Raw genomic sequence first — 11971 nt, 5'->3', positions numbered from 1 at the left:
GAAGCATCTGATTTCGGTCCGCCCTAAGTCATTGATCGGGCGTGATCTCTCTACTGTGCATGGGGTTGTTTTCGCACTTTTGTGTTTTCCCGCTCCCCAGGCGCAAAATAAATCAGCCCCGCACCCGCTTCAGCATCTGCTCGACATGGGCGATCGGTGTTTCCGGCTGGATGCCGTGGCCGAGATTGAAGATGAACCGCCCTTGCGCGAAATTCGCCAGCGTGTTGTCGACCGCGCGGTCGAGCGCGGCGCCGCCTGTGATCAGCACCAGCGGATCGAGATTTCCCTGAACCGCAACCTTGCTCTGCACGCGCTCGCGGATGAAGGCCGGCTCCGCGGTCCAGTCGATGCTGACCGCGTTGACGCCGGTCGCCTCGACGTAACAGGGCAGTTGCGCGCCGGCGCCGCGCGGAAAGCCGATGATCTTCGCGTCCGGCATCTTGGCGCGCACGCCTTCGACGATGCGCCGGGTCGGCTCAATCGACCAGCGCGCGAACTCGGCGGGTGGCAGCACGCCGGCCCAGGTGTCGAAGATCTGCAAGGCGTTGGCGCCGGCCGCAAGCTGCGCCAGCAGATATTCGATCGAGTTCTCGACCAGCACGTCGATGATAGCTGCGAACGCCTCCGGATGCCGGTAGGCCATCATCCGCGCCGGCGCCTGGTCGGGCGTGCCCTGGCCGGCGACCATGTAGGTCGCCACCGTCCACGGGGCGCCGCAGAAGCCGATCAGCGCGATCCTGGGATCGAGCGCGCCGCGCACGATCTTGAGGGCCTCGAACACCGGCGCGAGCTTGCCGAAATCGGCTTGCGTCGCCAGTGTCGCGACCTTGGCGGGATCATCCAGCGGCTCGAGCCGCGGACCCTCGCCGACCTCGAAGCGCACGGAACGACCGAGCGCATAGGGGATCACCAGGATGTCGGAGAAGATGATCGCCGCATCGAAGCCGAACCTCCGGATCGGTTGCAGCGTCACCTCGGCGGCAAGCTCCGGGTTGAAGCAGAGGTCGAGGAAGCCGCCGGCCCTGGCGCGCACCTCGCGATATTCCGGCAAGTAACGGCCGGCCTGCCGCATCATCCAGACCGGCGGAACGACCTGCCGCTGGCCGGAGAGGACGTCGATGAAGGGTTTTGTCGCAGACTGGGGCACGAACGGTCCTGAAGATGGTTACGGCTCCTGATACACCGCCACGGCCCGAAGCGGAACAGTGGAACCAAGCGCAATTGGGCCGCGTTGACCAGCCAACGGAGGACGAGACCATGGCTGAGACATTCAACCCCGCGCCGCATGACAAGCACGCCGACGATCTGCACGAAGCCCTCGCCGCCGACCGCCACGCCAAGCTCGACGCCGGGCTGAAGGATACCTTCCCGGCATCCGATCCCGTGAGCGCCGCCCAGCCGACGCCCTCGAAGGCCGATGCGGAGGCCGACAATCCCTCGCTCTGGGACAAGGTTAAGGCCATCTTCAGCTAGCGGCGGGTGCGCCGGATTCCGATAGGTTTGCTAATGCCTTGTTAGCGATGCGCTGAGTCCGGCGTCCGTACGACTACGGAAAACCGGGGACATCACTGCATATTTATCCCGACGTTTCAGAGTTCAATAACAGAAGCGGCAGAAGTTCCGGCGATCGGAGATTTCTGCTGCATGAGCGCTGTGACCCAAAGAGCCGGATGGAGCCGCCTGCCGCTGCGGGCAGCTGCGTTCGTCGCGCTGACCTGCGTGGCCATCCTCGGCGTCAGCGGCTGGCGGGAATGGGCGGCGCGCGACGCGGTGCTCAAGGGTGCCGAGACCGAGATGGCGAATGTTGCTCGCTCGCTGACGCAGCATGCCGAGGACAGCCTCGATCTGCTGGATTCAGGCGTCGTCGGTGTCGTCAGCCGGCTGGAGATGGACGGCGCCGAGCCGGCCACGATCGCCAAGCTCAGAACCCTGCTGGAGGCGCGCAAGAAGGCGATAGAGCGCATCCACAGCCTCGCCATCATCGACGACCGCGGCAACTGGTTGACCTCGCCCGGCACGATCGGCTCGACCCTCAACGACGACGCGTTCTTCCGGTATCACCAGCTCTCGCCGAAACGGGAGCCCCATGTCGGCCGGCCCGTGAAGAGCCTGCTCGACGGCGAATGGGTCGTCACCTTGTCGCGCCGTTTCAACAAGCCCGACGGCAGCTTCGGTGGCGTGGTGCTCGCGACCATCAGCTCGGGATATCTCTCGCATTTCTACGAACAGTTCGAGATCGGCCGCAACAGCTCGGTGGCGTTGACGCACGGCGACGGCCTGATCATCGCGCGCAACCCGAGCAACGACAGGTTCGTCGGTCGCAGCGTTGCCGACACGCCGCTGTTCCGCGACGCCAGCCTGCAGCGGCCGGGCGGCGCCTATCATTTCAAGTCGCCGCTCGACGGCGCCGACCGGGTCAGCTTCTTCAAGCGCTCTGGCCGCTATCCGCTGGTCCTGCTCGCCACCGTCGATAAGGCCGAACTGCTGGCGCCCTGGCGCTCTGCGGCGACCTCTCGCATGCTCTACGTGCTCGCGCTGGTCATGCTGATCGCGATCATCGGTGCGGTGCTGGTGCGGCAGTTGCAACGGGGCCAGAGCATGGCGGCCGCGCTGGTCGAGAAAGAAGCGCATTTCCGACTTCTTGCCGAAGGCTCCAGCGACATGGTCACGCGGATCGGCCTCGACGAGCGGTTGCGCTATGTCTCGCCATCGTCGATTGGCGTCGTCGGCTGGCGCGCCAATCAGCTGATCGGTACCCTCGCGCTCGCCGGCATTCACGCGGACGACCGGCCGCAGGTGCAGGCTCTCGTCGACGCCATGAAACGCGGCGAGAAGGAGGAGGTGCGCGTCACCTATCGCAACGCGCACCGGCAGAACGCCGAAGTCTGGCTCGAATCGACCATGCGGGTGACCCGCAAGGAGAATGGCCGCGTGGACGGCGTGGTCGCGATCTCGCGCGACATCACCGAGCAGAAGAAGCTCGAGACCCGGCTGGAAACGCTCGCGATCGAGGACAGCCTCACCGGGCTCGCCAATCGCCGCCGCTTCGATGAACGATTGAAGGAGGAGTGGGCGCGTGCCTATCGCGAGCGCTCCAGCCTCTCTTTGCTGATGATCGACGTCGACCACTTCAAGTCTTACAACGACGAATACGGCCATCCAGCCGGCGATGCCTGCCTCCGGCAGGTGGCGCAGATCATCGCCGCCGAGATGCATCGTTCCGGCGATCTGGCGGCGCGCTATGGCGGCGAGGAGTTCGCCATGCTGCTGCCGAACACCGACGCTGCGGGCTGCGCCCTGATCGGCGACCGGATTCGACGGGCGATCCGCGATGCGGGCTTGGTTCACACCAGCAACCATGTGGCTGGCTGCGTCACCGCTTCGCTCGGCGGTGCTGCCTGCCGGCCGGCGTTGGAGCGCACGGCCGGCGTAGTGTCGCTGATCGAGGCCGCCGACCAGGCGCTCTATGCCGCCAAGGAGGCCGGGCGCAACCGGCTGATGATGTCGGGCGAGGTGAGCAACCTCCTGCTCAAGGCGTCCGGTCAGTAACCCCGCTCAATAATGCGGCGGACGCTCATTGGCCGCTCCCGGCGCATTCGCCTCGGCCTCCTGCAGCCGCTCGCCGAGCTCCGCGATCCTCCGCGTCAGCGCGTCGATCTGCTTCCACTGCGCGGTGATGGTCTGGTTCAGCGTCTCGATCGCGTCGTCCTGATAGGCGAGGCGCGTCTCCAACGTGTCGATGCGCTCGCCGAGCGTCTTGATCTCATTCGTCACGTGCCGCGTCCTTGTCCCGTTCGCGTAATCCACATTCCTGCAAATCAAGTTGTTGCAAACCAAGTTGCTGCAAACCATGGCCGAGCGCGACGCGCTCGTCGAACACGAAGCATTCGCCGCGCCAGCGGCTCTCGGCCTCCGGCACCTCTTCCAGATATTTGAGAATGCCGCCCTTGAGGTGATAGACCTCGGCAAAGCCGCGCGCGAGCAGATGCGCGCTCGCCTTCTCGCAGCGGATGCCGCCGGTGCAGAACATCGCGATTTTGCGGTGTTTGGCGGGATCGAGCTGCTCAGCCGCAAAATCCTTGAACTGGCCGAAACTCCTGATGCCCGGGTCGAGCGCGCCGTCGAACGTCCCCATCGCCACCTCGAAGGCGTTCCTGGTGTCGAGCACCAGCGTATCGGGCGCCGCGATGAGCGCGTTCCATTCGCTCGCATCGACATAGGTGCCGACCTGCCGCGTCGGATCGGCGGTTTCGTCACCCAGCGTGACGATCTCCTTTTTCAGCCGCACCTTGAGCCGGCCGAACGGCATCGTCTCGGCGGTCGAGAATTTCAGTTCGAGATTGTTCAACCTGCCACCGAACATGTCGCCGTGCGCGAGCTCATGGGCGAGGGCGTCGATCGCCTCGCCCGGGCCCGCGACGGTGCCGTTGATACCCTCCTGCGCGAGTAGCACGCTGCCCTTCAGCGCCAGGCCTGCGCAGAACGCGCGCAGCGGCTCCCGCAGCTCGCGGTAATCGGGCAGGGCAGCGAATTGGTAGAAGGCGGCGACCTTGCAAATCATGGCGCCCGTTTAGCAGGCGGAGCCAGCCCGGAAAACCCGCAACGAGCAGCTCTATTCCCAGCGGATGGCAGCCATTTCCCTGGCATGCCAGCATTGCCCCGGCCGGCCGGAATGTGTCATGTAGGCCCGGTTTTCCGAGCCGGCGCGCCATCCGCGCCATCCGCCCAATGAGAGCAAAGAATTCGATGAGAAACTTCCATTTCCCCGGCAGGTCCACGGTCCACGCCACCAACGCGATGGTGGCGACCTCGCATCCGCAGGCGTCGCTCGCCGCGATCGAGGTGCTGCGCGAGGGCGGCACGGCGGTGGACGCGGCCGTCGCGGGTTCGGCCATTCTCGGCGTGATCGAGCCGCAATCGACCGGCATCGGCGGCGACTGCTTTGCGCTGATCCAGCCGCGCGGCGAGGGCAAGATCATCGCCTATAACGGCTCGGGGCGCGCGCCGAAGGCGGCGAACGCCGACTGGTATCTCGAGCGCAAGATCAACTCCGTGCCGCTGACCTCGGCGCATGCGGTCTCGATCCCCGGCGTGATAGACGCCTTTGCGACCGTTTTGCGCGATCACGGCAAGTTCGGCTTCGACCGGCTGCTGCAGCCCGCGATCAAGGCGGCCGAGGAAGGCTACGTCGTCGCCCCTCGCATCGCCTTCGACTGGAAGAACCAGTTCGAGAAGTTGAAGGGTGGCACCAACACCGAGCGTTATCTGCTGCCGCACGGCAAGCCGCCGGTGGCCGGCGACGTCATCCGCCAGGCCGAGCTCGGCAAGACGCTGCGGGCGATCGCCAAGGTCGGCCGCGACGCCTTCTACAAGGGCCCGATCGCGGAAGACATGGTGGAGACCCTGCGCGGAATCGGCGGCCTGCACACGCTCGACGATTTCGCCGCGCACACCACCGAGACGACGACGCCGATCGGCACCATGTACAAGGGCTACGACGTCTGGCAGTGCCCGCCGAACGGACCCGGCCTCACCATGCTGCTGATGTTGAACATCCTGTCGCGGTTCGACCTGACGAAATACGCGCCGCTCAGCATCGAGCGCTTCCACCTCGAAGCCGAGGCCGCGCGCATCGCCTACATGCACCGCGAGCTGCATGTCGCCGATCCCGAGCATATGCAGGTCGAGGTCGCCAAGATCCTCGCCAAGGAATACTGCAACGAGCACATCGACAAGATCCGCATGGACGGCATGCTCGACCTGCCGAACGTCGCGCCGCCGATGAATCCCTCGACCATCTACATCACCGTCGTGGACAAGGACCGCAACGTCTGCTCGTTCATCAACTCGGTCGCGCATTCCTTCGGCTCGGCGATCGTCTCGAGTAAGACCGGGGTTCTGCTCCAGAACCGCGCGGGCGGCTTCCGCATCCAGCCCGGCCATCCGAATTGCATCGCCGGCGGCAAGCGCCCGCTGCACACGATCATGCCGAGCCTACTCACCAAGGGCGGCCGTTCCGTGATGCCGTTCGCGGTGATGGGCGGACAGTATCAGCCGGTTGGCCAGACCCATGTGGTGACCAACATCCTCGATTATGGCTGCGACGTGCAGGAGGCGATCGATATGCCGCGCGGCCTGCACTACGAAGGCCAATACCAGCTCGAGGACAGCGTGCCGGCCAATATCGTCGAAGGCCTGAAGAAGCTCGGCCACAAGACCACCAGCGTCGTCAGTCCGCTCGGCGGCGCGCAGGCGATCTGGATCGACTGGGACAAGGGCACGCTCACCGGCGGTTCCGATCCGCGCAAGGATGGTTGCGCGCTCGGATATTGACCCCCGCGGGACGCAGTTCCCCGCGCAAGATCAGGAAAAGTTGACGCAGGGGCGACGCGGCATTTGCTGCGTCGCCCTTTCTCGTTCGGAACGGAGTTCATTGCTTCAGGTTAAGGGCCGATGAGCGGTGCAGGCGTGCGCTGCTTTTGCTCCAAGCGGCGGAGGCCCTCCCATGTCGGAAAAACCAGGTTCCGGACCGTCCGGATTCGATCGGCGCGCGTTCATGGCCGGCGCCGCCGGCACTGCGCTGGTCCCCATGACGGCGCGCGCGGCCGCGCAGGATGCGAGCGCGTTGACCGCCCAGGATCCGGTGCTTCCTGTCGATGTCACGCTGCGGGTCAATGGCAAGGACAAGCGCCTGCACATCGACGCGCGCACGACGGTGCTCGACGCGCTGCGGGAGCATCTCAAGCTCACCGGCAGCAAAAAGGGCTGCGACCACGGCCAATGTGGTGCCTGCACGGTCCTGATCGACGATCGACGCGTGGTGTCGTGCCTGACGCTCGCGCTGGCGGCCGAGGGGCAGGAGATCACCACGATCGAAGGCCTTGCCACCGACGATCATCTGCATCCGATGCAGCAGGCCTTCGTCGACAACGACGCGTTTCAATGCGGCTATTGTACGCCGGGCCAGATCATGTCCGCCGTGGCCTGCGTCAAGGAGGGGCATGCGGGCAGCGAGGCCGACATCCGCGAATACATGAGCGGCAACATCTGCCGCTGCGCCGCCTACCCCAATATCGTCGCCGCCGTGAAGCAGGCCGCGCCCGAGATCATGAAAGGCTAGGCGCATGCGACCGTTTTCGTATCAAAGGGCAACAGACCCCGACATGGCCGTGCAGGTGCTCAGCGCTGCCGTGGCCGCGAACAATCCGCTGACCAAGGCTACGGCGCAGCCGCTCGCGGGCGGCACCACGCTGATCGACCTGATGAAGCTGGACGTGATGCGGCCCGCGGCGATTGTCGATATCAGCCCGCTGGCGCGGGGCTGGTCGGCGATCGAGCCCGGCAGTGATGGCTTACGGCTGGGCGCGCTCGCCAAGATGTCCGACGTGGCCGCGCATGCCGAGATCCAGCGCCACTATCCGGTGATCGCGAATTCCCTGCAGCTCGCCGCCAGCGCCCAGCTGCGCAACATGGCGACCCTCGGCGGCAATGTGATGCAGCGAACGCGTTGCAGCTATTTCCGTGATGTCTCCTATGAGAATTGCAACAAGCGCAATCCTGGCTCGGGCTGTGCCGCCATGGATGGCGTCAATCGCATGCATGCGGTGCTGGGTACGTCCGATCATTGCATCGCGACCTATCCCGGTGATTTCGCCCAGGCGTTGATCGCGCTGGATGCGATGGTCGAGATCACCGGCAGGTCCGGTGCGCGCAGCCTGCCGTTCGCAGATTTGCACAAGGCGCCCGGCAACACGCCCGACATCGAGACCACGCTTCGGCCCGGTGAGCTGATCTCTGCGTTCTCCATTCACGGCCGCTGGCCGCGCTCGGTATATCTCAAGGCGCGCGACCGGCAGTCCTACGAGTTCGCGCTGTCGTCGGCTGCGGTCGCGCTCGACGTGCAGGACGGCACGATCAGGGATGCGCGTGTCGCGCTCGGCGGCGTCGCCACCGTGCCGTGGCGGGCCCGCGAGGCGGAGGCGCTGCTGAAGGGACAGAAATTCGACGACGGTCTGGCGCAGCGTGTGGCCGATGCCGCGTTTGCGGACGCCAGGGGCCGCCGGCACAACAGCTTCAAGATCGCGCTCGGCAAGCGCGTGGTGGCGCGCGCGCTCCAGCAGGCCGTAACGATGGAGATCTGATCATGACCGCTGCAGCTCCCGAGCCGAAGGCAAACATGGGCCGGCCCGTGCCGCGCTACGATGCGGCCGCAAAGGTCACGGGCCGGGCGACATATGCATCCGACATGCCGCTCGACAATCCTGCCTACGCATTCCTGGTCACGAGCGCCATCGCCAAGGGCCACATCGACAGTTTCGATCTCGATGATGCCAGGTGGATCCGCGGCGTGATCGACATCGTCACGCACGAGAACGCCCCGAAGCTGAAGGAATCGAAACTGTTCAGCAATGGCGGCTATGCCGGCACCACGATCCAGCCGCTGAAATCGGCCGACATCGCCCATGACGGCCAGATCATCGCCGTCGTCATCGCCGAGAGTTACGAGGCGGCGCGCGAGGCCGCCAATCGCGTCAAGGTCAGCTACACGGCCGTAATGCCGAGTGCGAGCTTCGACTCGCCGGGGACCACCACGGCAGCGGCAAAAGGACAGAACGCACAGTTCAAGGAAGACCCGGAGGTCGGCGATTTCGCCAAGGCGTACGACGCGGCCGAGGTCAAGCTCACCGGCTCCTATGAAACGCCGACCCAGCACCACAATCCGATGGAGCTGTTTACGACGAGCTGCGCCTGGATGGGCGACGAGCTCGTCATCTACGAGGGCAGCCAGTATGTCTATGGCCTGAAGAACGGTGTCGCCGAGCAGCTCGGCATCGACGCCGACAAGGTCCGTGTCGTCAATCCCTATGTCGGCGGCGGCTTTGGTTCGCGCGGCTCGATGACGCCGCGGACCGCCATCATCGCCAGCATTGCCAAACGCCTGAACCGGCCGATCAAGCTGGTGCCGACCCGCGACCAGGGTTTCACCATCGCCACCCATCGCGCCGAGACGCGCCATGCGATCAAGCTTGGTGCGGGACGGGACGGCAAGCTGGTGGCCTTGAGGCACGACGGCGCGGAGGTTTCGTCGCGTCCGGATGCCTATTGCGTCGGCGGCACCAAGACCACGACGCGGCTCTATGCCTGCCCGAACGTCGCCAGTCTGGTCTCGATCGTGCGCGCCGACCGCAACACGCCGGGCTTCATGCGTTCACCGCCCGAGGTGCCGTATCTCTTCGCGCTGGAGAGCGCGATGGACGAGCTCGCGGTGAAGCTGAACATGGACCCCGTCGAGCTCCGCCGCATCAACGACACCACCGTCGAGCCGATCGGCGGCAAGCCCTATACATCGCGGTCATTGATGGCGTGCTTCGACGAGGCCGCGAAGGCGTTCGGCTGGTCGCAGCGTTCGCCGCAGCCGAAATCGATGTCGGACGGCGACTGGCTGGTCGGCTATGGCTGTGCCGCCACCTGCTATCCGACGCAGATGGCGCCCTCTGCCGCGCGCGTTCGCCTCCAGCGTGACGGCCGTACCCGGGTCGAGATCGCCGGTCACGAGATCGGCACCGGTGCGTATACCGTCATCGCCCAGACCGCGGCCGAGCGGCTCGGCGTACCCCTGGAGAAGGTCGCGGTCTTTCTGGGTGACAGCGATCTGCCGCCGGCGCCTGTTGCCGGCGGTTCGAACTCGACTGCCAGCACCTGCTCGGCGGTGATGATGGTGTGCGACCGGATTCGCCAAAGGCTGTTCAAGGCCGTGATGCCGAGCGACAGTCTCGCCGACAAGGCCAAGGAGACTGTCGGTATCAGCCAGGCGCCGAGCACGCAGGCCGCGCAGAGCGATCGTCCACTCGATCTCGAGAAGGCCTTCGACGCGCTCGGCGTCGGTATCGTCGAGGAATATGGCGAGTGGAAGCCCGAAGGCGCGCCGCTGGATTCCTTCACGGCGATGCACAGCGGGCACGCGCGGCTCGTCGGTGGCCATCAGATGAAGGACAAGATCGCCTATGCCTTCGGTGCCGAGTTCGTCGAAGTCCGCATCAACCGCTTTACCCATGAAATCCGCTGCCCCCGGCTGGTCGGAGCGTTCGCGGCGGGCCGCATCATGAATCCGCGCACGGCGCGCAGCCAGCTCATGGGCGGCCTGATCTGGGGCATGTCCTCGGCACTGCTGGAGGCCACCGAGATCGACGAGCGCAATGCACGCTACGTCAACGACAATCTTGCCGACTATCTGGTGCCCGTGAATGCCGACGTGCCCGGTGTCGAGGTGATTCTGCTCTCCGAGCAGGACGATCACATCAACCCGGCAGGCGTGAAGGGCCTCGGCGAGCTCGCCAATGTCGGCACCAATGCGGCGATCTGCAATGCGATCTATCACGCCACGGGCCAGCGCATTCGCAAGCTGCCCGTGCGGCTCGAAAATATCGAGGTGTGAGGGGTGGAAACGGCGTCGGCGTTGCGCTAGACACCTTGCGCCTCAAACGGAAGGTCTCTTATGCAGCGTTTACAGCGCGTGCTCCTCGCCATCATGTCGGCACTCGCGATCACCGTGATCGCCGGCGTGTCCGATTTCGTTTCCACCACGGCCTCGGCCCAGACCGCAGGGAAGACCATGACCACAGCTTCAGGTTTGCAGATCACCGACAGCGTCGCCGGCACCGGCGCTTCGCCCAAGCCCGGCCAGATCTGCGTGATGCACTACACCGGCTGGCTCTACGAGAACGGCCAGAAGGGCAAGAAATTCGACTCGTCAGTCGACCGCAACGAGCCGTTCGAATTTCCGATCGGCAAGGGGCGCGTCATCGCCGGCTGGGACGAGGGCGTTGCCTCCATGAAGGTCGGCGGCAAGCGCACGCTGATCATTCCGCCGCAGCTCGGCTATGGCGCCCGCGGCGCAGGCGGCGTGATCCCGCCGAACGCGACGCTGATGTTCGACGTGGAATTGCTCGGGGTGAAGTAAGCCCGCAAACAAAAAGACCGGCCGAGAGGCCGGTCTTTTCGCTTTCAATGCGACGGTGTCATCTCGTCTTATTCCGTCGCTCGCTTGGCTGCGGCCGCGGCGCGATCGACCGCGTCCTTCGCGGCATCCTTGGCGTCGCCCATGGCCTGCTGGCCCTTGCCCTTCACTTCCTGGACCGCACCTTCACCTTTCAGGCGCTCGGACCCGGTGGCTTCACCGACGCCCTGCTTGGCCTTGCCCATTGCCTCGTTTGCGGTGCCCTTGATCTTGTCGGTCGTGCTACCCATGAAACTCTCCTCGCGTTTTGCTCGCTAGGACAACGTCCGACGGCTATGAGGGTTCCGATTTTGTTATGGCTCGATGTCGCGGCTTTGGGTTAGTTTGCCGCACACGGAACCAACAGAAAGCAAGTCTCATGACCGGCCATGACCATTCGCATTCCCACCATGACCACGATCACGACGATCGCTGGAAACATGACGGCGTGCGCGTCATTCCCGGCAACCAGCTCGATACCAATGTGCCGTCGACGGCGGGCATGGACCGCGCGGCCGCGATCAATTTCGCGCGCGTCGGTGCGCAGAAATTGTGGGCGGGCACGGTCAGCATCAAGCCCGACGCCAAGACCGGCGCGCATCACCATGGCCATCTCGAAAGCGTCATCTACGTGGTGAAGGGCAAGGCGCGGATGCGCTGGGGCGAGAGCCTGCAATTCACCGCGGAAGCCGGCCCCGGCGACTTCATTTTCGTCCCGCCCTATGTGCCGCATCAGGAGATCAACGCCAGCCCGGACGAGGTGTTGGAATGCGTCCTGGTGCGCAGCGATGGCGAGGCGGTCGCGGTCAACCTCGACATCGAGCCGGTCGAGAAGCCCGAGACCGTGCTGTGGGTCGATCCCATTCACCGCGACCCGAACGAGAAGAAGTGAGGAGCGCCTGAAAGCCAGCGGGTTCTGTGCGACAGAACCTCGCAGGTAAGGGTCCAAAAAAAGATCCGGAAGCCGTGTCGGAT

At 65.1% G+C, this 11971-nt stretch carries 12 protein-coding genes; 8 read left to right on the top strand and 4 right to left on the bottom strand.

The annotated features are described in order from the left end of the window. Positions 1-112: 112 nt before the first annotated feature. Positions 113-1147 carry a uroporphyrinogen decarboxylase gene (gene hemE, locus IVB40_RS28055; protein WP_247816927.1) on the bottom strand — a complete coding sequence of 345 codons (1035 nt, stop codon included), beginning with the start codon at positions 1145-1147 and terminating at the stop codon, positions 113-115. Positions 1148-1257: 110 nt separating this feature from the next. On the opposite strand from hemE, the gene IVB40_RS28050 reads away from it, so the two are divergent. Together IVB40_RS28050 and IVB40_RS28045 are read left to right on the top strand one after the other, a co-directional pair. Continuing rightward, positions 1258-1473, top strand: coding sequence for a hypothetical protein (locus IVB40_RS28050; protein WP_007595236.1), 216 nt, complete (start codon positions 1258-1260; stop codon positions 1471-1473). A gap of 171 nt (positions 1474-1644) precedes the next feature. Beyond that, positions 1645-3549 (top strand): diguanylate cyclase, encoded by a 1905-nt coding sequence (locus tag IVB40_RS28045; RefSeq protein WP_247816926.1) that lies wholly within the window; start codon positions 1645-1647, stop codon positions 3547-3549. A gap of 6 nt (positions 3550-3555) precedes the next feature. On the opposite strand, the gene IVB40_RS28040 is transcribed toward IVB40_RS28045, so the two are convergent. Both IVB40_RS28040 and IVB40_RS28035 read right to left on the bottom strand, forming a co-directional pair. Next, positions 3556-3774 (bottom strand): SlyX family protein, encoded by a 219-nt coding sequence (locus IVB40_RS28040; RefSeq protein ID WP_007606917.1) that lies wholly within the window; start codon positions 3772-3774, stop codon positions 3556-3558. Then, positions 3764-4561, bottom strand: coding sequence for a rhodanese-related sulfurtransferase (locus IVB40_RS28035; RefSeq protein WP_247816925.1), 798 nt, complete (start codon positions 4559-4561; stop codon positions 3764-3766). Before IVB40_RS28035 ends, IVB40_RS28040 begins: the two co-directional genes overlap by 11 nt. A gap of 185 nt (positions 4562-4746) precedes the next feature. Between IVB40_RS28035 and ggt the strand changes: the two genes are divergently transcribed. From ggt to IVB40_RS28010, 5 genes are all read left to right on the top strand, one after another. Next, entirely contained in the window at positions 4747-6333 is a 1587-nt protein-coding gene (ggt, locus tag IVB40_RS28030; RefSeq protein ID WP_247816924.1) for a gamma-glutamyltransferase, read from the top strand. Between the two features lie 172 nt (positions 6334-6505). Further along, on the top strand, positions 6506-7120 hold the full coding sequence (locus IVB40_RS28025; RefSeq protein ID WP_247816923.1) for a (2Fe-2S)-binding protein: 615 nt from the start codon (positions 6506-6508) through the stop codon (positions 7118-7120). Between the two features lie 4 nt (positions 7121-7124). After that, positions 7125-8141 (top strand): xanthine dehydrogenase family protein subunit M, encoded by a 1017-nt coding sequence (locus tag IVB40_RS28020; protein WP_247816922.1) that lies wholly within the window; start codon positions 7125-7127, stop codon positions 8139-8141. Positions 8142-8143: 2 nt separating this feature from the next. Continuing rightward, positions 8144-10435 carry a xanthine dehydrogenase family protein molybdopterin-binding subunit gene (locus IVB40_RS28015; RefSeq protein WP_247816921.1) on the top strand — a complete coding sequence of 764 codons (2292 nt, stop codon included), beginning with the start codon at positions 8144-8146 and terminating at the stop codon, positions 10433-10435. A gap of 60 nt (positions 10436-10495) precedes the next feature. Next, complete coding sequence (locus IVB40_RS28010; protein ID WP_007606926.1) at positions 10496-10960, top strand: FKBP-type peptidyl-prolyl cis-trans isomerase; 465 nt, start codon at positions 10496-10498, stop codon at positions 10958-10960. Between the two features lie 68 nt (positions 10961-11028). On the opposite strand, the gene IVB40_RS28005 is transcribed toward IVB40_RS28010, so the two are convergent. After that, positions 11029-11247: a CsbD family protein gene (locus IVB40_RS28005; protein WP_007606928.1), complete on the bottom strand. Its 219-nt coding sequence runs from the start codon at positions 11245-11247 to the stop codon at positions 11029-11031. A 128-nt stretch (positions 11248-11375) separates the two neighbouring features. Between IVB40_RS28005 and IVB40_RS28000 the strand changes: the two genes are divergently transcribed. Beyond that, entirely contained in the window at positions 11376-11888 is a 513-nt protein-coding gene (locus IVB40_RS28000; protein WP_027568511.1) for a cupin domain-containing protein, read from the top strand. Positions 11889-11971: the final 83 nt, after the last annotated feature.

The sequence above is a fragment of the Bradyrhizobium sp. 40 genome (assembly GCF_023100925.1).
In the GTDB taxonomy this organism is placed as follows: Bacteria; Pseudomonadota; Alphaproteobacteria; order Rhizobiales; family Xanthobacteraceae; genus Bradyrhizobium.
This window is presented reverse-complemented; position numbering and strand designations above follow the sequence as displayed.